The sequence below is a fragment of the Arthrobacter sp. LjRoot78 genome (assembly GCF_964254335.1).
Lineage (GTDB): Bacteria > Actinomycetota > Actinomycetes > Actinomycetales > Micrococcaceae > Arthrobacter.
On record NZ_CAXUTG020000001.1, the window covers coordinates 2,866,721 to 2,893,150 of the forward strand.

The 26,430-nt window shown below is 66.4% G+C and carries 23 protein-coding genes and 1 tRNA gene; 10 read left to right on the forward strand and 14 right to left on the reverse strand.

The window, feature by feature from the left end; genetic code table 11:
• Positions 1 to 2 precede the first annotated feature (2 nt).
• From thrC to argS, 4 genes are read right to left on the reverse strand one after another with little or no spacing between them, the layout of a single operon-like run.
• Positions 3 to 1,109, reverse strand: a complete 1,107-nt coding sequence (gene thrC / locus ACSQ1X_RS13350) for a threonine synthase (protein WP_055796255.1) — start codon at positions 1,107 to 1,109, stop codon at positions 3 to 5.
• On the reverse strand, positions 1,110 to 2,426 hold the full coding sequence (locus ACSQ1X_RS13355) for a homoserine dehydrogenase (protein ID WP_436058000.1): 1,317 nt from the start codon (positions 2,424 to 2,426) through the stop codon (positions 1,110 to 1,112). It lies immediately after the preceding gene.
• On the reverse strand, positions 2,427 to 3,902 hold the full coding sequence (lysA, locus tag ACSQ1X_RS13360; protein ID WP_436058001.1) for a diaminopimelate decarboxylase: 1,476 nt from the start codon (positions 3,900 to 3,902) through the stop codon (positions 2,427 to 2,429).
• Positions 3,903 to 3,906: 4 nt separating this feature from the next.
• Positions 3,907 to 5,571, reverse strand: a complete 1,665-nt coding sequence (gene argS, locus ACSQ1X_RS13365; RefSeq protein WP_055796266.1) for an arginine--tRNA ligase — start codon at positions 5,569 to 5,571, stop codon at positions 3,907 to 3,909.
• A 235-nt stretch (positions 5,572 to 5,806) separates the two neighbouring features.
• On the opposite strand from argS, the gene ACSQ1X_RS13370 reads away from it, so the two are divergent.
• The 6 genes from ACSQ1X_RS13370 (at position 5,807) to ACSQ1X_RS13395 (ending at position 10,408) form a co-directional block, all read left to right on the forward strand.
• On the forward strand, positions 5,807 to 6,274 hold the full coding sequence (locus ACSQ1X_RS13370) for an FMN-binding protein (RefSeq protein ID WP_436058002.1): 468 nt from the start codon (positions 5,807 to 5,809) through the stop codon (positions 6,272 to 6,274).
• A 57-nt stretch (positions 6,275 to 6,331) separates the two neighbouring features.
• The gene (locus ACSQ1X_RS13375) at positions 6,332 to 7,204 is read left to right on the forward strand and encodes an FAD:protein FMN transferase (RefSeq protein WP_436058003.1); all 873 of its coding nucleotides are present in this window, start codon (positions 6,332 to 6,334) and stop codon (positions 7,202 to 7,204) included.
• 5 nt (positions 7,205 to 7,209) lie between these two features.
• Positions 7,210 to 8,721 carry an FAD-dependent oxidoreductase gene (locus ACSQ1X_RS13380; RefSeq protein WP_436059338.1) on the forward strand — a complete coding sequence of 504 codons (1,512 nt, stop codon included), beginning with the start codon at positions 7,210 to 7,212 and terminating at the stop codon, positions 8,719 to 8,721.
• A gap of 87 nt (positions 8,722 to 8,808) precedes the next feature.
• Positions 8,809 to 8,881: transfer RNA gene (locus ACSQ1X_RS13385), tRNA-Arg, on the forward strand.
• Between the two features lie 114 nt (positions 8,882 to 8,995).
• Positions 8,996 to 10,039, forward strand: a complete 1,044-nt coding sequence (locus tag ACSQ1X_RS13390) for a M4 family metallopeptidase (protein WP_436058004.1) — start codon at positions 8,996 to 8,998, stop codon at positions 10,037 to 10,039.
• Positions 10,040 to 10,102: 63 nt separating this feature from the next.
• Positions 10,103 to 10,408, forward strand: a complete 306-nt coding sequence (locus ACSQ1X_RS13395) for a protealysin inhibitor emfourin (protein ID WP_436058005.1) — start codon at positions 10,103 to 10,105, stop codon at positions 10,406 to 10,408.
• Here the strand turns inward: ACSQ1X_RS13395 and ACSQ1X_RS13400 are convergent.
• The gene (locus tag ACSQ1X_RS13400; RefSeq protein WP_436058006.1) at positions 10,405 to 11,373 is read right to left on the reverse strand and encodes a GlxA family transcriptional regulator; all 969 of its coding nucleotides are present in this window, start codon (positions 11,371 to 11,373) and stop codon (positions 10,405 to 10,407) included. The genes ACSQ1X_RS13395 and ACSQ1X_RS13400 overlap by 4 nt on opposite strands.
• A gap of 81 nt (positions 11,374 to 11,454) precedes the next feature.
• Between ACSQ1X_RS13400 and ACSQ1X_RS13405 the strand changes: the two genes are divergently transcribed.
• Together ACSQ1X_RS13405 and hrpA are read left to right on the forward strand one after the other, a co-directional pair.
• Positions 11,455 to 11,622 (forward strand): hypothetical protein, encoded by a 168-nt coding sequence (locus ACSQ1X_RS13405; protein ID WP_436058007.1) that lies wholly within the window; start codon positions 11,455 to 11,457, stop codon positions 11,620 to 11,622.
• Between the two features lie 177 nt (positions 11,623 to 11,799).
• Positions 11,800 to 15,816: an ATP-dependent RNA helicase HrpA gene (gene hrpA / locus ACSQ1X_RS13410; protein ID WP_436058008.1), complete on the forward strand. Its 4,017-nt coding sequence runs from the start codon at positions 11,800 to 11,802 to the stop codon at positions 15,814 to 15,816.
• Positions 15,817 to 15,877: 61 nt separating this feature from the next.
• On the opposite strand, the gene ACSQ1X_RS13415 is transcribed toward hrpA, so the two are convergent.
• Genes ACSQ1X_RS13415 through ACSQ1X_RS13425 form a run of 3 tightly spaced genes read right to left on the reverse strand, consistent with a single transcriptional unit; the run spans position 15,878 to position 18,378 of the window.
• Positions 15,878 to 16,306 carry an HIT family protein gene (locus ACSQ1X_RS13415; RefSeq protein ID WP_055796284.1) on the reverse strand — a complete coding sequence of 143 codons (429 nt, stop codon included), beginning with the start codon at positions 16,304 to 16,306 and terminating at the stop codon, positions 15,878 to 15,880.
• The gene (locus ACSQ1X_RS13420) at positions 16,303 to 17,493 is read right to left on the reverse strand and encodes an NAD(P)-dependent alcohol dehydrogenase (protein ID WP_436058009.1); all 1,191 of its coding nucleotides are present in this window, start codon (positions 17,491 to 17,493) and stop codon (positions 16,303 to 16,305) included. Before ACSQ1X_RS13420 ends, ACSQ1X_RS13415 begins: the two co-directional genes overlap by 4 nt.
• A gap of 48 nt (positions 17,494 to 17,541) precedes the next feature.
• Positions 17,542 to 18,378 carry a sulfurtransferase gene (locus ACSQ1X_RS13425; protein WP_436058010.1) on the reverse strand — a complete coding sequence of 279 codons (837 nt, stop codon included), beginning with the start codon at positions 18,376 to 18,378 and terminating at the stop codon, positions 17,542 to 17,544.
• A 112-nt stretch (positions 18,379 to 18,490) separates the two neighbouring features.
• On the opposite strand from ACSQ1X_RS13425, the gene ACSQ1X_RS13430 reads away from it, so the two are divergent.
• Positions 18,491 to 19,585 (forward strand): PLP-dependent cysteine synthase family protein, encoded by a 1,095-nt coding sequence (locus ACSQ1X_RS13430; RefSeq protein ID WP_436058011.1) that lies wholly within the window; start codon positions 18,491 to 18,493, stop codon positions 19,583 to 19,585.
• On the opposite strand, the gene ACSQ1X_RS13435 is transcribed toward ACSQ1X_RS13430, so the two are convergent.
• Entirely contained in the window at positions 19,582 to 20,238 is a 657-nt protein-coding gene (locus ACSQ1X_RS13435; protein WP_436058012.1) for an MBL fold metallo-hydrolase, read from the reverse strand. The two genes, ACSQ1X_RS13430 and ACSQ1X_RS13435, sit on opposite strands and share 4 nt — an antisense overlap.
• A 119-nt stretch (positions 20,239 to 20,357) precedes the next feature.
• Between ACSQ1X_RS13435 and ACSQ1X_RS13440 the strand changes: the two genes are divergently transcribed.
• The gene (locus ACSQ1X_RS13440) at positions 20,358 to 20,822 is read left to right on the forward strand and encodes a Fur family transcriptional regulator (RefSeq protein ID WP_055797229.1); all 465 of its coding nucleotides are present in this window, start codon (positions 20,358 to 20,360) and stop codon (positions 20,820 to 20,822) included.
• Between the two features lie 43 nt (positions 20,823 to 20,865).
• On the opposite strand, the gene ACSQ1X_RS13445 is transcribed toward ACSQ1X_RS13440, so the two are convergent.
• The 5 genes from ACSQ1X_RS13445 to ACSQ1X_RS13465 form a co-directional block, all read right to left on the reverse strand.
• On the reverse strand, positions 20,866 to 21,753 hold the full coding sequence (locus tag ACSQ1X_RS13445) for a metal ABC transporter permease (protein ID WP_436058013.1): 888 nt from the start codon (positions 21,751 to 21,753) through the stop codon (positions 20,866 to 20,868).
• The gene (locus ACSQ1X_RS13450) at positions 21,754 to 22,569 is read right to left on the reverse strand and encodes a metal ABC transporter ATP-binding protein (protein ID WP_082506660.1); all 816 of its coding nucleotides are present in this window, start codon (positions 22,567 to 22,569) and stop codon (positions 21,754 to 21,756) included.
• 107 nt (positions 22,570 to 22,676) lie between these two features.
• Positions 22,677 to 23,639: a metal ABC transporter solute-binding protein, Zn/Mn family gene (locus ACSQ1X_RS13455; protein ID WP_436058014.1), complete on the reverse strand. Its 963-nt coding sequence runs from the start codon at positions 23,637 to 23,639 to the stop codon at positions 22,677 to 22,679.
• Between the two features lie 124 nt (positions 23,640 to 23,763).
• Positions 23,764 to 24,834, reverse strand: coding sequence for a hemolysin family protein (locus ACSQ1X_RS13460; protein ID WP_055796304.1), 1,071 nt, complete (start codon positions 24,832 to 24,834; stop codon positions 23,764 to 23,766).
• Positions 24,831 to 26,168: a hemolysin family protein gene (locus ACSQ1X_RS13465; protein ID WP_055797234.1), complete on the reverse strand. Its 1,338-nt coding sequence runs from the start codon at positions 26,166 to 26,168 to the stop codon at positions 24,831 to 24,833. Before ACSQ1X_RS13465 ends, ACSQ1X_RS13460 begins: the two co-directional genes overlap by 4 nt.
• Positions 26,169 to 26,430: the final 262 nt, after the last annotated feature.

Here is a 26,430-nt window from a genome sequence, read left to right on the forward strand (position 1 = left end):
GGCTATTTTTCTTCCAGGCCAAGTTCGGCAGCCACGGTGACCACGTCGTTGGACACCTTGACGGGCTGCACTTCGCTGCCGTCTTCGGTGCGCAGCGCCCACTGCGGGTCCTTCAGGCCATGGCCGGTAACGGTGATCACGATAATCTTGCCAGTGGGAACCTGCCCCGCGGCGTGCTTCTTGATCAGGCCCGCGACGCCTGCGGCGGAACCGGGTTCCACGAAGACGCCCTCCTTGGCGGAAAGCCAGCGGTGCGCCGCGAGGATCTCATCGTCCGTCACGGCGTCGATGAATCCGCCGGACTCGTCACGGGCGGCGATGGCACCGTCCCAGGAGGCCGGGTTTCCGATCCGGATTGCCGTGGCGATGGTGTCCGGCTCCGTGATGGGGTGGCCCGCGACGAACGGCGCAGCGCCGGCGGCCTGGAAGCCCCACATCTGCGGGGTCCTGGTGGACACGGCGGGCAGCGTGCCGGCGGTCTCGGACTCGAACGGGGCGGAGTACTCCTTGTAGCCCTTCCAGTACGCGGTGATGTTACCGGCATTGCCTACCGGGAGGACGTGGATGTCCGGGGCGTCGCCGAGCGCATCCACAACTTCGAAGGCACCGGTTTTCTGCCCCTGGATCCTGGCCGGGTTGACAGAGTTCACCAGGAACACGGGGTAGGACTCCCCCAGCTTCCGGGCGATGTCGAGGCAGTTGTCGAAGTTCCCGTCCACCTGCAGGAGGGTGGCGCCGTGGGCGATCGCCTGGCTCAGCTTGCCCATGGAGATCTTGCCCTCCGGCACCAGCACGGCGCACTGGAGGCCGGCTGCCGTGGCGTAGGCCGCTGCGGACGCTGACGTGTTGCCGGTGGAGGCGCACACCACTGCCTTGGCACCCGAGGCCACTGCGGCCGTCATGGCCATAGTCATGCCCCGGTCCTTGAAGGAGCCGGTGGGGTTCATGCCTTCGACCTTCAGGTACACGGTGGACCCGGTCAGCTCGGAGAGCTTCTGCGCGTGGACCAGCGGCGTACCGCCCTCACCGAGGGTAATGACCTTCGTGCTTTCCGTTACGGGCAAACGATCAGCGTATTCGCGGATGACACCGCGCCATTGGTGAGCCACTTAGACTCCTTCTACCCGCAGTACGGATGTAACTGAATTGATGACGTCCAGGCCCTTCACGGCCCGGACGGTCGCTGCCAGTGCAGCTTCGGTTGCGCGGTGGGTGACGATCCGCAGTTCGGCAGATTCCACGTTGGAGTCGGCGTCACGGTGGATAGTCTGGCGCATGATCTCGATGGACACGCCGTGCTCAGCGAACAGCTGGGCGATCTTGGCAAGCACGCCGGGCTGGTCGGCAACGTCGAGGCCGATGTAGTAGCTGGTGTTGACGGCGTCGATGGGCAGCGCGGGCACCTGGCCGTTGGTGGTCTCGGTCTGCGCGGGGCCACCCAGGACGATCCGGCGTGCGGCGGAGACGAGGTCGCCCAGGACGGCCGAGGCCGTGGGGGTTCCGCCGGCGCCCTGGCCGTAGAACATCAGCTCGCCGGCGTTCTCGGCTTCGATGAACACGGCGTTGAAGGCGCCGTGGACGGCGGCCAGCGGGTGCTCGCGGGGCAGCAGAGTGGGGTGTACGCGGACGGACACGCCCTCGCTGCCGTCTGCGGCGGTCAGTTTCTCGGCGATGGCCAGCAGCTTGATGACGAACCCGGCGTCCTTCGCTGCGGCGATGTCCGCAGCACTGACTCCGGTGATGCCTTCGCAGTGGACGTTCTCCAGGTCGAAGCGCGTGTGGAAGGACAGCGAGGCGAGGATGGTCGCCTTGGCCGCGGCATCAAGGCCTTCGACGTCGGCAGTGGGGTCAGCCTCTGCGTAACCAAGGCGCTGCGCCTCGGCGAGGGCGTCCTCAAACTGAGCACCCGTGGTATCCATCTGGTCGAGGATGAAGTTGGTGGTGCCGTTCACGATGCCCAGCACCCGGGTGATGCGGTCGCCGGAAAGGCTGTCGCGGATGGGGCGCAGGATGGGGATCGCGCCGGCCACGGCTGCCTCGTAGGACAGCTGGACGCCGGCCTTGTCCGCTGCTTCGTAGAGGGTGGGGCCATCCTGGGCCAGGAGCGCCTTGTTTCCGGTGACCACAGAGGCGCCGTTCTGGATGGCGGCGAGAATCAGGGTACGGGCAGGTTCGATGCCGCCCATCAGTTCGATGACGAGGTCGGCGTCCTTGACGAGGGTGTCGGCATCCGTGGTGAACAGTTCCCGCGGCAGCTCGACGTCACGCGGCGCATCGATGGTGCGCACGGCGATGCCGGTCAGCTCCAGGCGGGCTCCGGCGCGGGCGGCCAGTGCTTCGGCGTCATCAATCAGAATCCGCGCCACCTGAGCCCCAACGTTGCCACAGCCCAACAGGGCTACTTTCAGGGTTCGCAATTCAGTCATTCAGACTCCCATGTCGCGGTTCAGCAGATCTTGTTCGGTTTCCCCGCGGACAATCAGCCGGGCTGATCCGTCGCGCACAGCGACAACGCCCGGCCGGGCCAGATAGTTGTAGTTGCTGGAGAGGGCCCAGCAGTAGGCGCCGGTCCCCGGTACAGCGAGCAGATCACCGGCTGCCACGTCCTCGGGCAGATATACATCTCTAACAACTATGTCGCCGCTCTCGCAATGTTTGCCCACTACGCGGGACAGCTGCGGTACGGCCTCGGAGATCCGCGACGCCACAATCGCCGAATAATCCGCGTCGTAGAGCACCGGGCGGGCGTTGTCGCTCATGCCGCCGTCCACCGACACATAGCGGCGCGGGTACGTAACGTTTTCCCCGGCATTCCCTGCATTTTCAGCGGCGGCAGCGTCCACGCGGACGGTCTTGAGGGTTCCCACCTCGTAAAGGGTGAACGTGGTGCTGCCTACGATGGCGCGTCCCGGCTCAATCGAGATTCGGGGAGACGTGATGCCCAGCTCGGCGCAGGTGGAACGCACGACGGCGGCCATCGCCTGCGCGATCTCTGCCGGCGGGCGCGGTGTGTCCACTGGCGTATAGGCGATGCCGTATCCGCCGCCGAGGTCCAGTTCGGGCAGGACGATGGAGTATTTCTCCTGCATGGCCGCAAGGAAATTGAGCAGTTTCACTGCGGCCAGCGCGAAGCCGTCCGGTTCGAAGATCTGCGAGCCGATGTGGCAGTGCAGGCCAAGGAGCTCAATGCTGTGGTAACTCGTGGCGGCGGCCACGGCTTCCTCGGCCGCGGACAGGCCTGCCTGGTCCGTGGTGTCCTCCGCCATGGACAGGCCGAACTTCTGGTCCTCATGGGCGGTGGCAATGAACTCGTGGGTGTGCGCATGCACTCCGGGTGTCAGCCGCAGCATCACCTTGGCGGTTTCGCCGCGTTCGGACGCGATTTTGGCGACGCGCTCCAGCTCGACAAGGCTGTCCACCACAATCCGGCCCAGCTTCATGTCCAGCGCACGGTGGATCTCGGCGTCGGACTTGTTGTTGCCGTGCAGGGCGACATCGGCGCCCGGTATGCCGGCGCGGTCCGCGACGGCAAGTTCCCCGCCGGAAGCGGTGTCCAGGCGCAGCCCTTCTTCCTCCACCCAGCGGACCACGGCGGTGCACAGGAACGACTTGCCGGCGTAGTAGACATCCACTCCCCCGCAGATGTCGGCGAAAGCGTCGTTGAAGGCGTCGCTGAAGGCCCGGGCACGTGCCCTGAAGTCGTTTTCGCTCATCACGAACAGCGGCGTGCCGAACTGGCGCTGGAGCTCACTGACCGGAATGCCGTCAATGGCGAGTTCACCGGCGTCGTTCCGGGCAACGCCGGCCGCCCAGAGGGGCTCGTGGAGCCTATTGAGGTCTGCCGGGACGGCAAGCCACTCCGGTGCCAGGGGGGATGCGTGGTTCAAAGAATTCCCTGTCATTGCGTCACATCCGTTCCGGCGCCGAAACGCCAAGCAGTTCCAGTCCGTTGGCCAACACCTGGCTGGTGGCGTCGTTGAGCCACAGGCGGGTGCGGTTGACGTCCGTGATGGGCTCATCGCCCTGCGGCGCCACGCGGCAGGCGTCATACCAGCGGTGGTAGGCGCCGGCGATAACTTCCAGGTGGCGGGCCACGCGGTGCGGTTCGCGCAACTCGGCGGCCTTGGCCACGATGGAGGGGTAGCTGCCCAGGTAGGACAGCAGTTCGTTCTCGGTGGCGTGGTCCAGGAGGGCGGCGTCGAACACGTCCTTCCCGTCAACACTGCGCTCCACTCCGGCTGCCACGGCGTTGCGGGCAGTGCCGCGGGACCGTGCGTGCGCGTACTGGACGTAGAAGACCGGATTCTCGTTGCTGTGCTTCTTCAGGAGATCGGGGTCCAGAGTGAGCGGGGAGTCCGCCGGGAAACGCGCCAGCGAATAACGGACGGCATCCTTGCCCAGCCAGGAAATAAGGTCCTTGAGCTCGATGATGTTGCCCGCGCGCTTGGACAGCTTGGCACCGTTCACCGACACGAGCTGGCCGATCAGCACCTCGATGTTGGCCTCGGGGTCGTCGCCGGCCGCTGCCGCGATGGCCTTGAGCCGGTGGATGTAGCCGTGGTGGTCCGCTCCCAGCAGGTAGATCTTCTGGTCGAAGCCACGGTCCTTCTTGGACAGGTAGTAGGCGGCGTCGGCGGCGAAGTAGGTCGGTTCGCCGTTCGCGCGGATCATCACGCGGTCCTTGTCGTCCCCGAAGTCCGTGGTGCGCAGCCAGACGGCGCCGCCGTCGTCGAACACGTGGCCCTGCTCGCGAAGGCGCGCGACGGCACTTTCGATGGCGCCGGCGTCGTGCAGTTCCTGCTCGGAAAAGTAGACGTCGAAGGCGACGCCGAAGTCGGCAAGGGTGTCCTTGATGTCCTTCATCTGCGCCTTGTACGCCGCACTCCGGATGACCGGCAGCGCCGCGACGTCGGTCAGTTCCCGGATGTCCGGGTGGTCCGCCAGGACATGGTGGCCCAGGTCGGAAATGTACTGGCCGGGGTAACCGCCCTCCGGCACGCCACGGCCGTGCAGCCGGGACAGCACGGAATGGGCGAAGACGTTCATCTGCGACCCGGCGTCGTTGATGTAGTACTCGGCGGTGACCGTCGCGCCGGAGGCCCGGAGGACGCGGGCGATCGAGTCGCCCAGCGCGGCCCAGCGCGTGTGGCCGATGTGCAGCGGGCCGGTGGGGTTGGCAGAGACGAATTCCATGTTGACCACGTGTCCGGCGAGCGCCGAGTTGGTGCCGTACGCCGGCCCCGCTTCGACGATGGCCTTGGCCAGGGCGCCTGCAGCCGCGGCGTCCACCGTGATGTTCAGGAAGCCCGGACCGGCGATATCCACGGCCGAAACGCCGTCAATGCCCTTGAGCCGTGCGCTGAGGATAGTGGCGAATTCCCGGGGATTAACGCCGGCCTGCTTGGACAGCTGGAGGGCAATGTTGGTGGCCCAGTCGCCGTGGTCCCGGTTCTTTGGCCGCTCCACGCGCACCTCGTCCGGCACGGCTGATGCGGAAAGAGTGATTTCGCCGGCGGCGACGGCGTCTTTCAGGCAGGCGGATATGGCGAGGGAGAGTTCTTCGGGAGTCACGCATCTAGCCTACCGGTGGCCCGCGAAACCCGCGGAATCCTCAGCAACGCCATGACGCTGTGAAGGGGCACAGGAATAGGAAGCCTCACAGAATTGAATCGGGTTCGTCACAGGCTGAACCATTACGCTGATTCCAACGTTGTCCATCCTGTAACTGCCTGACTGGATCCTGTCCCAGCGGTGCCGGGACCTGTCCGGCACGCAGCTGCCCGCAACTATACGAAACGAGCCCCGTATGAGCTTCCCGGCACGAAAGAGCGTCTTCGTCGGCATCGCCGGCATGTCCCTGATCGGAACCGTGGCCGGTTGCGCGCCGTCCGCCCAGGCACCGGCAGCCCAATCCGCGGCAGCCCAGTCCACGGCCGCGTCCGCCGGCTCCGCAACCAGCAGCGCCCCTGCTGCCGCGTCCGGCTACAAGGACGGCACCTACAGCGCCGACGGAAACTATGTGTCCCCCAACGGCACTGAAACTGTGGGCGTTGAGCTGACGCTTTCCGGCGGCACAGTGTCCGGCGTGAACATCACCCAGCATCCTTCCAATCCCAATACCCGGAAGTTCCAGGGCGAGTTCGCCGGCGGTATCGCGGCGCAGATAGTGGGCAAGAGCCTGGATGAACTGAATGTTTCAAAAGTGGCCGGCTCATCGCTCACCAGCGGCGGCTTCAACCAGGCCGTGGAGAAGATCAAATCCGAGGCCCGGTAGGCCGCGCCCGGACGAACGGCGCAGTATCCACCGTTCACCGCGTCAAGAGGAGATAACGTGCCGCACCCTGGCTGGGCAGCGTTCAGTTTCGACGGAATCGGAACCAGCTGGGAGATTTCAACGCCGGGCCCCCTGGACGGCGGCCAGCGCCGCCGGCTGCTCGGCGTGGTGGAGACGTACGACGCCGCGTGGTCCCGTTTCAGGGCGGACTCGATCGTCGCGCAGGCGGCCAGGGAGCCCGGCCGCTTCCGGATGCCGGACGGTGCAGGCGCGCTGGGCCGCCTGTACCGGAACCTCTACCGGCTGACTGACGGTGCAATGACGCCGCTGATCGGCGGCAGCCTGGAACAGCTGGGGTACGGCCCGGACTATTCGCTCCGGTCCCGCGGGACACCGGTTCCCGCTCCGCGGTGGGATGACGTCCTGGACTGGAATGACGCCGTGCTGACCACCACGGCTCCCGTGGTACTTGACGTCGGGGCTGCCGGCAAGGGCCAGTTGGCCGATCTGCTCGCAGCGGAACTCCGGTCCCTGGGCGCAGGCGAATACTTCATCGACGCCAGCGGCGACCTCCTCAATTCCGGACCGGTACCGGTGGCCGTGGCACTGGAACATCCGTACGATCCCGGCCGGGCCATCGGCACCCTCAGCCTGGGCACGGGCGCCTTGTGCGCCTCGGCAGCAAACCGCCGGGCGTGGGGCGACGGGCTGCATCACGTGTTGGACGGCACCACCGGGGCACCGGTCAGAACCGTGGTGGCCACCTGGGCGCTGGCCGAGGACGCCATGACGGCCGATGCCTTGGCCACTGCCCTGTTCTTCGTCTCAGGGAGGTCGCTTCAGCAGGATTTTGCGTTTTCCTGGCTTACGGTTTTCTCGGACGGAAGTGCCGCCTACTCAGCAGGTTTCGAAGGAGTGCTGTTCGAATGAGTTCCATGATCCAGCGGGTGGACACGTCCCTGAACCGCTTCACCATGTACCGCCTGGTGCTGTGGGTGCTTGCCGTGCTGGCCGCGTACAGCCTGCTGCTTAATGTCCTGGGCTGGCTCACCTTCGGCATCCCGGAGATGCTCACCCATCTGGCGCTCTGCCTGGGACTCACCTACGCCTCGAACCGCGGGCTGGCGGCCCTGTTCCACGTCCGGCCGCATTCCGAATCCTCGCTGATCACCGGCCTGCTGCTGTACTTCCTGTTCTGGCCCAGTTTCAAGGCGCTGGATGTTGCCGGCGTCGCGATCGCCTGCGTCCTGGCATCGGCCTCGAAATACGCCCTGGCCTGGCGCGGCCGGCATATCTTCAACCCGGCAGCCGCTGGGGCATTTGCGGCCGGACTGACCGGCCTCAACATCGCCACGTGGTGGGCTGCCACTCCCGCCATGCTTTTCCTCATCGTCCCCGGCATCGTGCTGGTCCTCTACCGCACCCGGAAGATACTGATGGGGGCCGTGTTCACGGCGGTCTCCGTATCCATCGTGGCCACTGAGCTCCTCCGGGCCGGAATGTCCACGGGCCAGGCCCTGTGGCAGCCCCTCGCACAGCGCCCCGTGCTGTTCTTCGTGGGCTTCATGCTGACCGAACCGCTGACCCTGCCGCCCCGGCGCTGGCAGCAGCTGGCGCTCGCCGCCGTCGTCGGCGTGATCTTTGCCGTCCCCTACAACCTGGGCTTCGTGGCCAACTCTCCCGAACTGGCCCTGCTGGCAGGGAACCTGCTTGCCTTCCTGGCCGGACAGCGCGGCGGCATCCGCCTCAACTTCCAGGAATCGCGGCCCCTCACGCCGACGACGACGGAATTCAGCTTCCGGCCCGAACGTGCGGTCAGGTTCGCGCCGGGACAATACATGGAACTGCACCTGCCGCATGCCAAGTCCGACGGCAAGGGCAGGCGCCGGGTCTTCAGCCTGACCAGCGCCCCGGATGCCCGGGACGTGACCATCGGCGTCGGTACTGCCGAGCCGGTGTCCGCCGCCAAGCGCGCCCTGCTCGCCCTGCGGCCCGGCGACTCCGTGACCGCCACGGCGGTGGGCGGCGACTTCGTGCTGCCCCGGGGCCGGACCGGGCCTGTCCTGCTGATTGCGGCCGGAATCGGCGTTACGCCCTACCTCGCGCAGCTCGCCGCAGGCGCGGCAAGGAACCGCGACGTGGTCCTGCTGTACCTTGCGAAGTCGACTGCGGAACTCGCCTACGCGGATGCGCTGGAGCAGTCCGGCGCACGGGTCATAGCCAGGCTCTCCGACGGCTCCGCGCCGCCGTCGTTCATGGAAGACGCCGGCAAAGTTTCCCGTCCGCCGGAGCCGCTCGACGGCGCGGCTCTCAAGGAACTTGTCCCGGACATTGCCTCGCGCGAAGTGTTCGTGTCCGGCTCGCCTGCCAGCGTCCGCTCACTGCGGTCCGCCGCCCGCAGTGCCGGCGCCCGCCGCATCCGCACGGACTCGTTCGCGGGCTACTGAGTGCCGATTTCGACCCGATTTTCCTTTGGGGGCCACCTTCCTGCTAAGCTCTAGGACGTCCCGCCGGCAACGGCAGGAACCCTGACTGCCCTCGTAGCTCAGGGGATAGAGCGTCTGCCTCCGGAGCAGAAGGTCGTAGGTTCGAATCCTATCGAGGGCACAGACAACCCCGCCAGCCCAGCTGGCGGGGTCTCCTGTTTAAGGCGTGTCCCGCCGCAATGTCGGCACCCCCTCGTAGGCTGTTTCCATCGCCGACGAGTAAAGGGGACATTTTATGTACTGCTCCATCATCCCGCCCTACATGCTGCGGCGCCTTGCGGCTCAGCACGAACCCCGCCTGTCCAGGGTGGCCCGGGCGGCGAAGGAAGCACTGCTCCATGTCAGGTCCATCCAAGCAACCCGCGCGCTTCCGCTCCCCGCGGTTCCGTCCGGAGTCCGGCAGCTCCAGCCCGGCCCGCCGAACCGCACGGTGTATGACGCGAAGACCTCCGAGTCCCTGCCCGGGCAGCTGGTGCGCAAGGAGGGGGAACCCGCCACGGGCGACTCGTCGGCGGACGAGGCTTACGACGGCCTGGGCCACACCCACCGGCTCTATGCCGAGGCCTTCGGACGGAATTCGATTGACGCCCAGGGACTGCCGCTTGATGCCACTGTCCACTTCGGCAAGCTCTACGACAATGCCTTCTGGGACGGACACCAGATGGTGTTCGGCGACGGCGACGGCGAAATATTCCAGCGCTTCACCCGCTCGCTGAGTGTCATCGGCCACGAGTTGGCACACGGCGTCACGCAGCACTCCGCCGGGCTCGTCTACCGGAACCAGGCCGGTGCCATCAACGAATCGCTTTCGGATGTGTTCGGCGCACTCGTGGAGCAATACGTCGCGCAGCAGACGGCTGCGGAGGCCAGCTGGCTGATCGGCGAAGGCCTGTTCACGGACCAGGTGCAAGGCGCAGCCCTGAGGTCGCTGAAGGCTCCCGGCACCGCCTATGACGACGACGTGCTAGGCAAGGACCCCCAGCCGGACTCGATGGACTCGTATGTCCGTACGAGCGCGGACAACGGCGGGGTGCACATCAACTCCGGCATCCCCAACCGGGCGTTCTACCTCGTAGCCTCGGCTCTTGGCGGCAATGCCTGGGAGACCCCGGGCCGCATTTGGTATGACACGCTCACCGGCGGTTCCCTCCCGGCCAACGCCACGTTCACCAAATTCGCCAAGGCCACGGCGGCATCGGCGGCGGAACTGTTTGGTGCGGCTTCACCGGAACATGACGCCGTCCGGACGGCGTGGGAAACTGTGAAGGTAAAGCTGTAACTGGAACGCCGCCGGAGGGGTCAGCCGGCGGCCAGGCAGTAGCGGAAGCACAGGAACCAGGCCATGAAGATCACTGTCCAGCGCAGCGGCGGGATTGCTGCGCTCAAGAGGGTATGGAGCGTCCAGGCCACCACCCCGACGGACAAGAGCCGCTGGGGGCCGCTCGTTGAGGCGTGCCCTTGGGATGCCGTTCCGCGCTCCGCGGAGGCCGTCGGCCAGCCGGACAGGTTCATGTATTCCATCAGGGCCGGCCAGCACCGCGCCACCCTTCCGGAGCAGGCCGTCACCGGCCCGTGGCGGGTCCTCGTCGACAACACCCGGGCAGCGGCCGAAGCCGCCCGGGACGGCGTCCCGGACCCGGGGCGCTAGACCGCAGGTTCAAGGTGGCCCCGGAACGCCCGCCGGTAGGATTGCGGGCTCGTGGCCAGCACTTTGCCGAAGTGGTGGCGGAGCAGCACGGAGTGTCCGAACCCTGACTCGCGGGCGATCTCGTCAATGTTGAGCTCGGTGGATTCCAGGAGCTCCTGCGCCCGCAGCACGCGCTGGGAGTTGAGCCAGGCTGCGGGGGTGGCACCCGTTTCGGACCGGAAGCGGCGCGCGAACGTCCGCGGCGACATGTGGACCCGCGCGGCGAGTTCGTTGACGGTGTGGTCCTGTTCCAGGTTCCGGACCATCCACTGCAGCAGTTCCTCCATGGGCTGTGAGCCGCAGGCCGGTATCGGACGGTCGATGAACTGGGCCTGCCCGCCGTCGCGATGGGGCGGAACCACCATGTCGCGGGCGATGCTGGCCGCCACGCCGGCTCCGAGTTCCACCCTCACCAGGTGAAGGCAGGCATCGATGCCGGCCGCGGTGCCAGCGCTGGTGATGATGCGGCCGTCCTGGACGTACAGGACGTTCTCGTCCACCAGTGCCGCCGGGTAGCGGCTGGCCAGTTCCGGGGAATAGTGCCAGTGCGTGGTGCATCGCCGGCCGTCGAGCAGGCCCGCACGCGCGAGGGCGAAAGCGCCGGAACAGATGGACATCACCCAGGCGCCTCGGGTATGGGCCGCCCGAAGTGCGTCCAGCACTTCTTCCGGGACATCCTGGTCGTGGCCGTAGGGAGCCATGACCACCAGATCGGCATCGGCGGCCGCTTCCAGCCCCAGGTCGACGTGCATGGACAGCCCGGACTTGAGCCGGATATCGCCCGGTTCCGGCGTGCAGACGCGGAAGTCGAAAGCCGGCACACCGGTCCCCCGGGCCGACCTGTCGATGCCGAACACCTCGAACGCGGTACCGAACTCAAAGATGGAAAAGTTGGGAACAACGATCACTGCCACTGATTTGAGCATGCTTCCATTGTGGCAGAAATTATAGCTTTTTGGTCATTTCTGCCACTGTTTTGTTGCCGGCAACGGGAGAAACATAGAGGCATGGAAACCATCGGAGTTGCACTCATCGTCCTGTTGCTCGTCATCCTCTCGGCCACCATCGCCGCACTCCTCAGGGACGGACGGGGCCACACCCCTCCCGAACGTTCAGAGCGCGACTGGTCAGCGCTGGACCTTCCGAGCATCAGCTACACCCTGCGGAACTACTGAGCGCCGCACCATCCGGATCCGGATTCTGCTCCGGACCGGCGCCGACTCAAATGCGGGATACAACAACAGGGACCCGGCTCAATAATGAGCCGGGTCCCTCTACCGCCAACGCCAGGAACCTATCTGCCGGCACTGGAACGCAGCGGGCGGGCCCGCCGCAGTAGACTGTCTCCAGCCATGACTTTTCATATTTCCTACCCCGCCGAGCTGCCGGTTTCCGAGCGCCGCGAGGACCTGATGGCCGCCATCGCGGCCAACCAGGTGACGATCATTGCCGGCGAGACCGGCTCCGGCAAGACCACCCAGATTCCCAAGATGTGCCTGGAACTGGGCCTGGGCGACAACGGACTGATCGGCCACACCCAGCCGCGCCGGCTGGCTGCACGCACGGTGGCCGAGCGTATTGCCGAGGAACTGGGCGTCGAGATCGGCCAGGAAGTGGGCTTCCAGGTCCGCTTCACCGGCGAGGTCAGCCGCAACACCAAGGTCAAGCTCATGACCGACGGCATCCTGCTGGCCGAAATCCAGCGCGACAAGCTGCTGCGCAGGTACAACGCCATCATCATCGACGAAGCCCACGAGCGCAGCCTCAACATCGACTTCATCCTCGGGTACCTCAAGCGGATCCTGCCGCAGCGCCCCGACCTGAAGATCATCATCACCTCCGCCACCATCGATCCGGAACGCTTCGCCAAGCACTTCGGCACCGAGGAGGATCCCTCCCCCATCATCGAGGTCTCCGGACGGACGTTCCCGGTGGAAATCCGGTACCGGCCGTTGTCCCAGCCGGCGGGCGGCGCAGTATCCGGCGATGACGACGACGCGGTAGCCGCCTCCGACGACGAACTCGAGGAGGACCGCGACCCGCTCGACGCCGTCTGCGACGCCGTCGACGAACTGGCCCTCGAAGCCCCGGGCGACATCCTGATCTTCTTCTCCGGCGAGCGCGAAATCCGCGATGCCGCCGAGGCCCTCAACGCCCGCATCCAGTCCAACCGGCGGCTGGCCGGCACCGAGGTGCTGCCGCTCTTCGCCCGGCTGAGCCTGCAGGAGCAGCACAAGGTTTTCCATCCCGGCAGCAAACGGCGGATCGTGCTGGCCACCAACGTCGCCGAAACGTCGCTCACGGTGCCCGGCATCAAGTACGTCGTGGACACCGGAACCGCACGCATCTCCCGGTACTCGCACCGGACCAAGGTGCAGCGGCTGCCCATCGAACGCGTGTCCCAGGCCTCGGCCAACCAGCGCTCCGGCCGGTGCGGCCGCGTGTCAGACGGCATCGCCATCCGGCTGTATTCGAAAGAGGACTACGAATCCCGGCCGCAGTTCACGGACCCCGAAATCCTGCGCACCAACCTCGCGGCCGTCATCCTGCAGATGACCGCTATGGGTGTGGCCCGGGGGCCGAAGGACGTGGAGAACTTCCCGTTTGTGGAGCCGCCGGATTCGCGCGCCATCAACGACGGCGTCACGCTCCTGCGCGAGCTGGGCGCCCTGAGCGCCGCGCGTCCGCAGGAGGAGAAGGGCGACGCCGACGGACGACCCGGCCGTCGGCCCGCCGCCGGCAGGAACGGCAGCGGCGGGCTGACCGCAGTCGGTCAGCAACTTGCCCAGCTTCCGGTCGACCCGAGGCTCGGCCGGATGATCGTCGAGTCCGGCAAGCGCGGGTGCGTCCGCGAGGTCATGATCTTGGCCGCCGCGCTCACCATCCAGGACCCGCGCGAGCGTCCGACGGACAAAAAGCAGCTCGCCGCGGAGAAGCATGCGCGGTTCCGGGACGAAAACTCGGACTTCACCGGCTTCCTGAACCTCTGGAACTACCTCCAGGAGAAGCAGCAGGAGCTCTCCTCCACGGCCTTCCGCCGGCTCTGCCGCGCCGAGTTCATCAACTACCTGCGCGTCCGCGAGTGGCAGGACCTCTTCGCCCAGCTCCGCCAGCTCGCCCGCCCGCTGGGCATCAGCCTGGACAACAAGCGCCTGGCCGATCCCGTGGGCAACCATGAGGGCATCCACATCAGCCTTCTCTCCGGCCTGCTCAGCCACATCGGCATCCTCGACGAGCGCAAGCGAGAGTACGCCGGGGCCCGCGGCAGCCGTTTTGCGGTCTTCCCGGGCTCGGCGCTGTTCAAGAAGTCACCCACGTTCGTCATGGCAGCCGAACTGGTGGAAACGAGCCGGCTGTGGGCCAGGGTGGCCGCGAAGTTCGATCCGCTCTGGGCCGAACAGGTGGCCCCGGACCTGGTCAAGCGCAGCTACAGCGAGCCACACTGGTCCAAGAAGATGGGCTCGGTGATGGCCCACGAGAAGGTCACTCTCTACGGTGTGCCCATCATCCCGAGCCGGCGCATCAACTACGGCAAAGTGGATCCGGAGCTCTGCCGCGAGCTGTTCATCCGCCACGCCCTGGTTGAGGGCGACTGGCAGACCCACCACAAGTTCTTCCACCGCAACCGGGCACTGCTCCATGAAGTCGAGGAGCTCGAGGCCCGGATGCGGCGCCGGGACATCCTGGTGGACGACGAGACGCTGTTCGACTTCTACGACGCCCGGATCGGTAAGGACGTCGTATCCGAACGGCACTTCGACAAGTGGTGGAAGGACGCACGTCAGCAGGATCCCACCCTGCTCGACTTCGACCAGTCCCTGCTGATCAGCGAGGACGCCTCGGCCCTTGACGATTCGGCCTACCCGAAGACCCTGCTGCACAAGGGCTTCGAACTGCCGCTCAGCTACGAGTTCCACCCCGTCGCGCCGGGTTCCCCGCCCAACCCCTCCGACGGCGTCACGGCCGAAGTGCCCGTGCTCTTCCTGAACCAGCTGGACGACGCCGCGTTCCGCTGGCTCATTCCGGGCCAGCGCGTGGAGCTCGTTACTGCCCTGATCAAGTCGCTGCCGAAGCAGGTCCGCAAGAACTTCGTTCCCGCCCCGGACGTCGCCCGGCAGGCCGTTGCCGCCCTCGAAGCCGATTTCGATCCTGCGGCCGACGAGCTGGAGCCCTCGCTTGAGCTGGTCCTGCGGCGGATCCGGGGACAGGTCATCCCGCCGGGTTCATGGAACTGGGCTGCCGTGCCGTCCCACCTTCGCGTGAGCTTCCGCGTGGTCGATTCCCAGGGCAAGACGCTGGATGAGGGCAAGGACCTGGCAGAACTGCAGGAACGGCTTGCTCCGGCCACGAGGCGGGCGATCGCCGAGTCCCTGGGCGCCACCCCGGTGACGACGGCCCCCAAAGGCCCGAAGGGCGCACAGCGCGGGCAGTCCGTGCAGGCCCCGAAGAACGCCGGAGGCTTCACGCCGTCCCCGGACGGTGCCGCAACACCCGGCTTCGCAGAGAAATCCGGGCTGACGGACTGGACCTTCGGAACCGTGCAGCGCCAGGTCCAGGGCATGGTGAAAGGACACACTGTCACCGGTTACCCGGCCTTGGTGGATGAAGGCGCATCGGTTGCCCTCCGACTGTTCCAGACCGCTTCCGAACAGGAGCTGGCCATGCGCGGCGGCGTCATCCGTCTGCTTGCGCTCAAGGTGCCCGCGCCGGACCGGTATGTCCTGGAGCACCTGAACAACACCGAGAAACTGACGTTCAGCCAGAATCCGCACGGCTCGGTGTCGGCCCTGATCGCGGACTGCGCGCTGGCCGCGATCGACAGGCTCACGCCGGCCGAACTGCCGTGGGCCGAGGCGTCCTTCAAAGCCCTGTACGAGCAGGTCCGGGCCGAACTCATCGACACAGTGTTCACTGTCACCGCGGTCGTCGAACGCATCCTCGCCAGCACGCGCCGGATCGAAAAGCAGCTCAAGGGGACCACCAGCCTGGCCCTGATCAGCGCGCTCAACGACGTCAGGAGCCAGCTCGAACAGCTCGTCTTCCCCGGCTTTGTAGCACGCACCGGCTACGCCCAGCTCAGCCAATTGCCGCGCTATCTGGCCGCGATCGAGAAGCGGTTGGAAAAGCTGCCCGGCAATGTCCAGCGGGACGCCTTGCACATGGCCGCGGTCCAGGCCTTGGAGGACGACTACGACGATGCCGTGTCGGCGCTGCTGCCGGGTCGCCGGGCCGGGGCCGAGTTAACGCAGGTGCGCTGGATGATCGAAGAGCTGCGGGTGAGCCTTTTCGCCGTCGAGCTCGGAACGGCCTATTCCGTCTCCGAGAAGCGGATCCGGGCGGTCCTGAATAAGGCGCTGGCCCCGGCGTAGCCCCCGTAAGGGAACCACGCCGGGGCCAGCCCGGACCAAAACCGGAATTGCGCCGGAGCTCTCAGGCCGCGGGAACGTGATCGCCGTGGCCGGCCTGGCGGAGCCCTTCGCGCAGCTTCTCCGCGTTGGCGTCGAGCTGTGCGGCGTCGGGGTTCTGGTCCACCGAGCCGAAGTCGTAGTCGGCCATGGAGTTGGACGGCCACACATGGACGTGGAGGTGGTTGACCTCGTAGCCGGCCACGATGAGCCCTGCCCGTGCGGCATCAAAGACATCCACCTGGACGGCGCCGATCTTCTGCGCAACTTCCATCACCCGTGTCAGCAGCGCGGGCGGGGCGTCCGTCCAACGGTCCACTTCCTCCGTGGGAACCACCAGGGTGTGTCCGTCGGCGAGCGGTCCCATGGTCAGGAACGCCACCACGTCCGGCTCGCGCCAGACGAAGCGTCCGGGGATCTCGCCGTTGATGATCTTGGTGAAAACGGTGCTCATGCGTCTGCCTTTTCCGAAGGGGTTCCGAGGGTGCTGGTGTCCAGGACAAAACGATACTTGACGTCTCCGGCCACCATGCGGTCATATGCCTCGTTCAGCTGATCGGCACCCACCACCTCGACGTCGGAGACAACGTTGTGTTCAGCACAGAAGTCCAGCATCTCCTGGGTCTCGGCGATGCCGCCGATCAGCGAACCCGCGTAGGCGATCCGGCGCCGGATCAGCGCCCCCGGATTGACAGGTGGCATGACTCCAGAGGGCAGGCCCAGCTGGAAGAGCGCGCCGTCCCGGCGGAGGGTCCGGAAGTTGGGGTTGAGGTCATGCGGCGCTGCCACCGTGTCGATGATGACGTCGATGCTCCGGCCGGCGGCCGCCATGGCCGCTTCGTCGCGTGACAGGACGACGCCGTCGGCACCAAGCTCCCGCGCCGCGGCGACCTTCGATGCCGAGGTGGTGAACACCACAACTTCGGCCCCCATGGCCTTGGCGAGCTTCACCGCCATGTGGCCCAGTCCGCCCAGTCCCACCACACCCACAACGTCGCCGGGCTCGACGTCGAAGTGCCGCAGCGGGGAATAGGTGGTGATGCCGGCGCAGAGCAGCGGCGCGACGGCCGCCGGGTCGAGGTTTTCGGGAACCCGCAGCACGTAGCGGCGGTCCACCACCACCGAGGTGGCGTAGCCGCCCTGAGTGATGGCGTCCCCGTTGCGGGCGTCAGGTGCACCGTAGGTTCCGGTCATGCCGTTTTCGCAGTACTGCTCCAGGCCGTCCAGGCAGCTTTCGCATTCACGGCAGGAGTCCACCAGGCAGCCCACGCCCACGAGGTCACCCGGCGCGAAATCGTCGACGGCGGCACCCACGCGGCTGACCCGGCCGACGATTTCGTGGCCGGGCACCAGAGGGTACTTCTGCGACCCCCACTCGCCGCGCGTCGCGTGCACGTCCGAATGGCAGAGGCCGCAAAACTCAATGGCGATCTCGACGTCGTCGTCCTTCGGGGCCCGGCGGGCGACGGTGAGCGGGACCAAGCCGCTGTCGCTTGCTGTGGCCCCGTAGGCCGCGGCCAGCCGCGGGAGCGCAGGCGGCGCGGTCTGGCTTGCGTCCCGGAGCGGCGGGGTGCCGGGGAGGGGCGGGGTGCCGGGGAGCGGCTTGGCGAGGGGCGGCGGTACGGGGCGTCCGGGGGTCATGCTCCGACGCTACCCCCGCCCCCGGCCGGCGTTCCAATCGGCCCAGGCCTACGGGGCCGCTCCCGCGGCCACCTCGTTGGCGGGATCATTGGACCACTGCGAGAACGAGCCCGGGTACAGCGCCGCGGGGAACCCGGCGATTTCCAGGGCGGCGATTTCGTGCGCGGCCGTCACGCCCGAGCCGCAGTACACAGCGGTGGGCACATCCGGCCGCACGCCCAGGGCCGTAAACCGCTCGCGCAGCTCCTCCGGCGGCAAAAACCGTCCGTCGCCTCCAATGTTCCCGGCCGTGGGGGCACTCACGGCCCCCGGAATGTGCCCTGCCCGCGGATCCACCGGCTCGACCTCCCCGCGGTATCGTTCGGCCGCCCGTGCGTCCAGCAGGACACCCCGTTCCGGCCACTGCGCAGCCTGCGGCGCATCGATGACGGGCATGGCACCGTCGGTGAGCGTGACGTCGCCCAGCGAAGCCTGCTCAAGGCCGCCTTCCACGGCGTATCCGGCCGCCCGCCAGGCGGACAGGCCGCCGTCGAGCAGGAAAACGGTGGACATCCCCGCGTTGCGCAGCATCCACCACAGCCTGGCGGCGGCAGTGCCGCCCGTGTCGTCATAGGCAACCACGACGTCGTTGTCCCGGATGCCCCAGCATCGCGCCGATTCCTGGAACTGCTGCAGCGGCGGCAAGGGATGCCGTCCCTGGGCGGGGTCCGCCGGCCCGGCCAGCCTGGTGGGCAGGTCCACGTACACGGCGCCCGGAATATGTGCCTCAAGGTAGTGCTCACGGCCGTGGGGGTCGCCCAGCGCCCAACGCACATCCAGCAGAACGGTGCGCTTGCCGGAGGTCATCCGGTGGTTCAGCGCGGACACGTCCATCAGGGGGTTCATCAAATCTCCTTTGGTTCGGATGACAGGCTGTCCGGCCTGGTCCGCAGACGCGGGCGGGCAGCCGGTTCCAACTGTAGCCGTGGACGCCTCCGGTCCCGGGTAGGCTGAATCGGTGAACACAGTGGGTAGCCGTGCGGGCAAGCAGGACCGGGCGTGGGCGGATGAAGCCGTCCGCAGGATCAACGCCGAGAACAACAGATCAGCGGACACACACCTATACTCCGTCCCGTTGCCGGAGCACTGGGGCGTCCAGCTGTACCTGAAGGACGAATCCACGCACCGCTCCGGCAGCCTGAAGCACCGGCTGGCCCGTTCACTGTTCCTGTTCGGACTGGTCAACGGCTGGATCCGGGAAGACACCACCATCGTGGAGGCTTCCAGCGGCAGCACGGCGGTCTCCGAGGCCTACTTCGCCCAGCTCCTCGGACTGCCGTTCGTCGCCGTCATGACCCGCACCACCAGCCCCGAAAAGATTGCCCTGATCGAGCAGTTCGGCGGGTCCTGCCTCCTGGTGGAACACGCCTCGGAGGTTTACTCCGCCGCCGAGGAAGTCGCCCGGACCACACGCGGCCACTACATGGACCAGTTCACCTATGCCGAGCGGGCCACGGACTGGCGGGGGAACAACAACATCGCCGAGTCCATCTTCCAGCAGCTGGCCCTGGAAGAGCACCCGGTCCCGCGGTGGATCGTGGTGGGCGCAGGCACCGGCGGCACCAGCGCCACCATCGGCCGGTACCTGCGGTATCACCGCCACGGCACGGAGCTCGCCGTCGTGGACCCGGAGAACTCCGCCTTCTACCCCGGCTGGAGGGACGGCGTGCCCGGGTTTAGCACCGGCATGCCCTCCCGCATCGAGGGCATCGGCCGGCCGCGGATGGAGCCCAGCTTTGTGCCCGCCGTCATCGACCACATGATCCAGGTGCCCGATGCGGCATCGGTGGCCGCCATGCGGCACCTGTGGGACCTGGCCGGGCTGCACGCGGGCCCGTCCACCGGGACCAATCTCTGGGGTGTGTGGCAGCTGATCGCCGGGATGGTCTCGGAGGGCCGGCGCGGCAGCGTGGTCTCGCTGATGTGCGACGCCGGAGACCGGTACGCCGGCAGCTACTACAACGAGGAGTGGCTGCAGGCCCGGGGGCTGGATCCCAGGCCGCATGAGGCCGCCATCAAGGAATTCTTCGAATCCGGAACCTGGCGGGCTTAAACCTCCACGGAGTCTCCGCTGGAGAGGTGGATGTACTCGGTGCCGTACTTGGCTCCCAGCCGCTTCACGTGACCTTCGATGAGGCCCAGTCCGGTCTCATTGAGCAGTGCGTCGTGGATGGGGAATGCCTTGGCGGCCCGGACTCCGATGACGAAATCCACTACCTCGCCAACTTTGTTCCAGGGCGCGTGGACCGGGACCAGGAGGGTCCGGACTCCAATGCCGTCCGGAATCACGAACGAGTCGCCCGGGTGGTACACGTTGGAGTCAATCAGGTACCCGATGTTGGCCACCACGGGGATCTGGGGGTGGATCAGCGCGTGCTGTCCGCCGAACGTCTGAACGTCGAATCCCACAGCGGTGAACGCCGACGCGGGCTCGACGTCCCGGATCCGGGACTCCGCAAACGGCGCCTCGGTCCGCAACTTGGCGGCTACTCCCCCGGGGGCAAAGACCAGGAGCGACTCATTGTCCCGCAGGGCTGAGACCACGGCAGGAACGTCAATATGGTCGCCATGTTCATGGGTGACCAGGACCGCCCCCGCGGCATCGAGGGCCTTGCCGGTTTCGGAGAACGTGCCGGGATCGAGCACCAGCACCTGCCCGTCCTTCTCGAGCCGGACACAGGCGTGGGTGTATTTAGTCAACTTCATGGAGCCAGCCTAGGGCGGCCTGCGCGGGAGTGTCCATGAACCCGCCCACGCACCCGCCCATCAGGTCCCGGCTGGTAATCTTGGACATTGCACCACCCCTGAGGGAAGCGAGTTATTCCATGGCCCACGGCGCCAAGGCCGACGCCACAAAGCTGTCCGCACCGGCTTCCGCCGGCGGCCGGGAGCAGCGTGTCACGAAGCAGCGAGTGGCCGTCAGCGCCGCCCTGGATGAGCTGGACGACTTTGTCAGCACCCAGGAGCTCTACCGGATCCTGCAGAACCAGGGCACTTCCGTGTCCCTGGCCACTGCCTACCGGATCCTGCAGTCGCTCGCCGACGACGGGCTGGTGGATGTCCTGCGCAACGGCGAGGGCGAGGCCGTCTACCGGAGGTGCGCCGTCACCGGGCACCACCACCATTTGCTGTGCCGCAACTGCGGCAAGGCTGTGGAAGTGGAAGCTCCCGCCGTGGAAACGTGGGCTGCGCGGACGGCCGCGGAACACGGTTACACCGAAGTGGCCCACACCGTGGAGATCTTCGGCCTGTGCCCGGACTGCACGGCCCGGAAATCCGCCGCAGGCTAAGGGGCACCGTCGCAGCCGCTGTCGCAGCCTGGGAGGCGCCGGCCTAGGAGGCTTCTGCGCCTGCCGGGAGGACGCGACCGTTGAGGCCGCGGCCGGCCCGGACGCCGCCGATGATCCGGCAGACGACGTAGATCAGGAATGACAGCGTGGTCACGTACGGGCTGATGGGGATCCGCCCGCCGAGGGCAAGCAGGATGCCGCCCACAGTAGCCGTCACCGCGAAGGCCACGCTGAGCATCACCACCAGCCGGGGCGAGGAGGTCACTCGAAGCGCCGCGGCGGCCGGAGTGATCAGCAATGCGAGCACCAGGAGCGCCCCCACCACCTGGATGGACAGCGCCACACTGATGCCCAGCAGCACCATGAAGCCGATGCCGAGTGTCCGGACAGGCACACCCCGCGCTTCCGCCACTTCCGGGTCCACGCTTGCAAACGTGAGCGGGCGCCAGATGGCCACCAGCGCCAGCATCACCACGAGGGCCGCTGTGGCCAGCACCTGCAGCTGGACTGTATCCACGGATACGATCTGCCCCGTCAGGAGACCGAACTTGTTTGATGCCCGCCCTTCGTAAAGGGAAAGAAAGAGGATGCCCAGGCCCAGGCCGAAGGGCATGATGACGCCGATAATGGAGTTCTTGTCCCGGGCCCGGACCCCCATCACTCCCAGCAGCAGCGCCGCCAGCACCGAACCGATGAGGGATCCGAAAACGATGTCGGCTCCGATCAGCAGCGCAAAGGCGGCACCGGCGAATGAAAGCTCGGAGATTCCGTGGACGGCGAATGCGAGGTCCCGTTTCATCACGAAGGTTCCGATCAGGCCGCCCAGCAGTCCGAGCAGCGCTCCTGCCCAGATGGAGTTCTGGACCAGGGCCAGGAGCTCGCCGTAGTTGTCGAAATTGAAGATGGAACCCAGGATGCTGTCGAAATCCACTTAGCCCACCTCCCCTGCCACCGAATGCGCGTCCTCGTGGTGGTGCGTGGCCCCCTCCGGGAGCCCCACCACGATCATCCGGCCGTTGGCACGGATGACTTCGACCCGGCTGCCGTAGAGCCCGGAGAGTACTTCGGTAGTCATCACTTCTGCCGGCTTGCCTACCCGGAAACGGCCGCCGGCAAGGTAGAGCACGCGGTCCACGTAATCGATGATCGGATTGATCTCGTGCGTTACGAAGACCACGGCACTGTCCTGCGTGCGGCATTGCTCGTTGATAAGTGCGCTGACGGCCTGCTGGTGCTGAAGGTCAAGGGAAAGCAGCGGCTCGTCACAGAGCAGTATCTGCGGATCGGCGGCCAGCGACTGGGCAACCCTCAGTCGCTGCTGTTCGCCGCCGGAGAGCTGGCCTACCGGAACGTTGGCATAGTCCGCGGCGCCCACCAGGTCCAGGAGTTCATCGATCCTGCGGTTGGCCTTTGCTGCACCGAGCCGCAGTCCCCAGCGGTGGCCGTCAACGCCCAGCCCCACCAGGTCCCGGGCACGCAGGGGCGTGTCCGGGGCGAAGGATTTCTGCTGCGGAATGTAGCCGATCAGGTTGCTGCCGCGTTCCACCGGACGGCCGCCCAGCGTTGCCGTCCCGGAATGGAGTTCCTGCAGTCCCAGCAGGACCTTCAGGAACGTGGTCTTGCCGCTGCCGTTCGGGCCGAGGACGGCAAAGAACTCGCCGGGATTGATATCGAGGTCCAGGTCCTCCCACAATGTCCGTTTGCCGAACTTCAGGGTGGCTCCGCGGAGGCTCACTACCGGTTTCAACGTTCTTTATCCTCGATTCATACGGGGCGAAGCGCCCCCACCATCTTAGGACTGCCGGTCCGTGGATGGTTCAGTACGGCTTCCCGGGGCGGAATAAGCCCCGCGGGCTACTTGCCCAGGGCCTGTTTGATGTTGTCCACGTTGCTGCCCATCCACTGTACGTACGTCTTCCCCTCGGGAAGCGTTTCGCTGAAGTCCAGCACCGGGACGCCGGCGCCCTCGGCTGCTTTCTTGAGGGCCTGCGTCTGCGGACTCTCCGTCTGTGTGTTGTACGCCAGGAACTTGATGTCTTTCGACCCGGCCAGTTCCGTGGCTTCCTTGAGGACCGCGGGCGGCACATCGGAGCCTTCCTCGATGGCGGCCGTGTAGTCGGCAGGGGTCTTGTTCACGAGGCCCGCAGCCTCGAGCAGGTACAGCGGCACCGGTTCAGTCACGGCGACGGGCGCCTGGGCTGACGTCGCGGCAAGTCCGGCGGCCTGGGCGTTCAGCCCGGCGATCTCCTCTTTGAACGAGGCGGCGTTGGCCTGGAAGGTCGAGGCGGACGCCGGCTCAAGCGCTGCGAGCTTGGCTTCGACGGCGTCGGCCAGCTTGGTCATGGCACCCAGGCTGTACCAGACGTGTTCGTTGAATGTTCCGTCATGGGAGTGGCCGTGCTCGTCGGCCGCGGGCGTGGACGCCGCCGACGGCTCCTCTGCCGGGGCAAGCCCGGAAACCTCGACTGCGCTGATGATGTTCTCGTGGCCCAGGTTGCTGTCGTCGGCCAGCTTGTGCATGAAGTCGTCGTAGCCGCCGCCGTTTTCAACGACCAGCCGGGCCTTTGAGACCGCCAGCTTGTCCTGGGTGGTGGCTTCGTAGGAATGCGGGTCCTGGCTCGCCTTGGTGATCAGTGCCTTGACGTTCACTTTATCGCCGCCGATTTCCTTGACGATTTCGCCGTACACGTTCGTTGAGGTGACCACCTCGATGGTGCCGGGATCCGCCTGCGGGCCGCCCGACGTCGTACTGCAGGCTGACAGCAGCAAGCTTAGGCCGGCGAGGGCGGTGGCGGAAAGGGCTGCGGAACGGCGCACGGAAGGACCTCGGATCTGGTTATCGGAAACTTGCCACATGAGAATCAGGAGCATTAGCAACAAGACGAGTGTAGCCCTAAATAGGAATGATTCCTATTTAGGGCTACAGCTTCCGGCGCGGGAGCTACTCGCCGTCCGGCTGGCCGAGCCGGCGGATGCCCTTCGCCTGCGTGGCATCACGGATCTCGCCCACGAGCTGCTCGATCACGTCTTCCAGGAACAACACGCCCTTGGTGTTGCCATCCGGTCCGATGACGCGCGCCAGGTGCGACCCGGTGCGCTGCATCACGGACATGGCTTTTTCGATCTCGTCATCCATGGCGAGGTTCGCCAGGGACCTGATCCTGCTCTCGGCAATAGGGTGCTCGTATCCGGCTTCCGGGATGGACAGCACATCCTTGATGTGCAGGTAGCCCGACAGCATGCCGTCCTCGTCCATCATCGGGAACCGGGAGAATCCGGTGCGGCTGACGGCTTTTTCGAACTCCACCGGCGTGGTGGGCGACTTCATCATGACCAGTTTGTCGAGCGGAACCATAATGCGCGACGCCGTATGCTCGGAGAATTCAAGCGCACCGGTGATCAGGCCGGCGTCGTCATCCACGAGCCCGTGCCGCGTGGATTCCTGCACGATCGACTGGACCTCCTCCAAAGTGAACGAGGAGTTGACCTCGTCCTTGGGCTCAATCCGCATCAGGCGCAGGATGTGGTTGGCGGACCAGTTGAGGGCTGCAATCACCGGGTTCACCAGCCGCGCAATGAACATCAGCGGCGGCGCCAGAAGCAGGGCCGCCTTGTCCGCAACGGACACCGAGATGTTCTTGGGCACCATCTCGCCGAAGGTCACGTGCAGGAAGGTCACTACCAGCAGGGCCACGGTGAACGCCACAATGTCGGCGAGTTCCATCGGCATGCCGACGGCTTCAAGGGGAACCGCCATCAGGTGGTGGATGGCCGGTTCGGCCACCTGCAGGATCAGCAAGGAGCAGACCGTGATGCCCAACTGGGCGCACGCGAGCATGAGGGACACGTTTTCCATGGCCCGCAGCGTCGTCTGCGCCCGCACGGAGCCGGCCTCCGCCAGCGGCTCGATCTGGCTCCGCCGCGCGGACATCACCGCGAACTCGGCCGCAACAAAAAAGGCGTTGCCGAATAGCAGGACTACCAGCCAGAGAATTCCTACCCAGTCGCTCATGCCGTGCCTCCCTGGCCGGCCGCGTGCTCTTCGCCGCGGACCGGAGAAGGCTTGAAGCAGATCCGGTCGATCCGGCGCCCGTCCATGCGGGTCACACTCAACGTGCCTCCGCCGACGTCCACCTTGTCCCCCACTGCGGCGATCCGGCCGAGCTGGCTCATCACGTAGCCGCCCACTGTTTCGTAGGCCGACTCGTCAGGAACCGTCAGTCCGGGAATCTGTTCCGAGAGTTCATCCGGGCGCAGGAGCCCGGGGAAGTACCAGTCCCCCGACGCACTCTGCAGCAGTCCGGGACGTACCTTGTCGTGTTCATCCGCGACCTCCCCGACAATTTCCTCCACGAGGTCCTCCAGGGTGGCGATGCCGGCAGTGCCGCCGTATTCGTCCAGCACTACCGCAAGCTGCATGTTTCCTTCACGGAGTTCCGCCAGCAGGGCATCCAGGTGGATGGTTTCGGGAACCCTGAGGACGTCCGTCATGATGGCGCCTGCCTCAAGGTTGGCGCGCCGGTCCGAGGGCACGGCGATTGCCTTCTTGACGTGGACCAGGCCGCGGATGTCGTCGGCGGACTCACCAATGACCGGGAAGCGTGAATACCCGGTCCGCCGTGCGGCGTCGACAATGTCCGAAACCGGCTGCCCGGCGGCAATGGTCTCCACCCGGATCCGCGGGGTCATCACGTCGGCCGCAGTGCGGCCGGAGAACTTCAACGTCCGGGCGATGAAGTTCGCCGTTCCCGGGTCAAGTGTTCCCATGGCGGCGGAGCGCCGCACCAGGGATGCCAGTTCGGCCGGGGTCCGGGCGCCGGAGATCTCTTCCTTGGCTTCGAGTCCGAAGACATTCAGCACTTTGTTGGAGAAGCCGTTGAGCACGATGATTGCCGGCTTGAAGACGGCGGTGAAGACCAGCTGCGGACGGGCCACGGCCTTGCCGATGGGCAGGGACAGGGCGATGGCCATGTTTTTGGGCACCAGCTCGCCGATCAGCATGGATCCAAGGGTGGCGATAGTCATGGCCATCACCAACGAAACAGATGCGGCTGCGGCTTCCGGAACACCGGCCGCGGCCAGCGGACCTTCCAGCAGCTTTCCGACGGACGGTTCCATGACGTAGCCGGTCAGCAGGGTGGTCATGGTGATCCCGAGCTGGCAGCTGGATAGTTGGGTGGACAGTGATTTGAGGCATTTGAGCAGCGGCACGGCCGCAGCGTCGCCGCTGTCGACGGCCCGCTGGACCGTGGCCTGGTCCAGGGCGACGAGGGAAAACTCAACGGCGACGAAGAAACCCGTGCCAAGGATGAGCAGGATGCCTGCTCCAAGTAGTAACCATTCCATCAGCGGTTAGCCTCCGGCGAAGATGCCGGCCGCGTAGCGGCTGAAGAAAGGGAGGTGCTGCCGGGGAAACCGCCCGGCGGAGGATGGTCGGCCGGCGCCGACCCTGTTTCCTGGAAGGCTGCGGCGTGGACTGCTGCAGAATGATGGGCACGTGAACGGGGTTTGCCGGCTCTGTGGGTGGACTGCGGGGAGCTCGTGTTCATGCTCCGCTGACAGCCCCCAGGCCGGCACCTAGATTTACTGTCCATAAGAATTTCAGTCT

Excerpts from the sequence above, each read along its gene's own strand:
- ACSQ1X_RS13355 (WP_436058000.1), bottom strand. The coding sequence starts at position 2,426 with ATGACTGAATTGCGAACCCTGAAAGTAGCCCTGTTGGGCTGTGGCAAC.
- lysA (WP_436058001.1), bottom strand. The coding sequence starts at position 3,902 with ATGACAGGGAATTCTTTGAACCACGCATCCCCCCTGGCACCGGAGTGG.
- ACSQ1X_RS13370 (WP_436058002.1), top strand. The coding sequence starts at position 5,807 with ATGAGCTTCCCGGCACGAAAGAGCGTCTTCGTCGGCATCGCCGGCATG.
- ACSQ1X_RS13380 (WP_436059338.1), top strand. The coding sequence starts at position 7,210 with ATGATCCAGCGGGTGGACACGTCCCTGAACCGCTTCACCATGTACCGC.
- ACSQ1X_RS13390 (WP_436058004.1), top strand. The coding sequence starts at position 8,996 with ATGTACTGCTCCATCATCCCGCCCTACATGCTGCGGCGCCTTGCGGCT.
- ACSQ1X_RS13395 (WP_436058005.1), top strand. The coding sequence starts at position 10,103 with ATGAAGATCACTGTCCAGCGCAGCGGCGGGATTGCTGCGCTCAAGAGG.
- ACSQ1X_RS13400 (WP_436058006.1), bottom strand. The coding sequence starts at position 11,373 with ATGCTCAAATCAGTGGCAGTGATCGTTGTTCCCAACTTTTCCATCTTT.
- ACSQ1X_RS13405 (WP_436058007.1), top strand. The coding sequence starts at position 11,455 with ATGGAAACCATCGGAGTTGCACTCATCGTCCTGTTGCTCGTCATCCTC.
- hrpA (WP_436058008.1), top strand. The coding sequence starts at position 11,800 with ATGACTTTTCATATTTCCTACCCCGCCGAGCTGCCGGTTTCCGAGCGC.
- ACSQ1X_RS13415 (WP_055796284.1), bottom strand. The coding sequence starts at position 16,306 with ATGAGCACCGTTTTCACCAAGATCATCAACGGCGAGATCCCCGGACGC.
- ACSQ1X_RS13420 (WP_436058009.1), bottom strand. The coding sequence starts at position 17,493 with ATGACCCCCGGACGCCCCGTACCGCCGCCCCTCGCCAAGCCGCTCCCC.
- ACSQ1X_RS13425 (WP_436058010.1), bottom strand. The coding sequence starts at position 18,378 with ATGAACCCCCTGATGGACGTGTCCGCGCTGAACCACCGGATGACCTCC.
- ACSQ1X_RS13435 (WP_436058012.1), bottom strand. The coding sequence starts at position 20,238 with ATGAAGTTGACTAAATACACCCACGCCTGTGTCCGGCTCGAGAAGGAC.
- ACSQ1X_RS13440 (WP_055797229.1), top strand. The coding sequence starts at position 20,358 with ATGGCCCACGGCGCCAAGGCCGACGCCACAAAGCTGTCCGCACCGGCT.
- ACSQ1X_RS13460 (WP_055796304.1), bottom strand. The coding sequence starts at position 24,834 with ATGAGCGACTGGGTAGGAATTCTCTGGCTGGTAGTCCTGCTATTCGGC.
- ACSQ1X_RS13465 (WP_055797234.1), bottom strand. The coding sequence starts at position 26,168 with ATGGAATGGTTACTACTTGGAGCAGGCATCCTGCTCATCCTTGGCACG.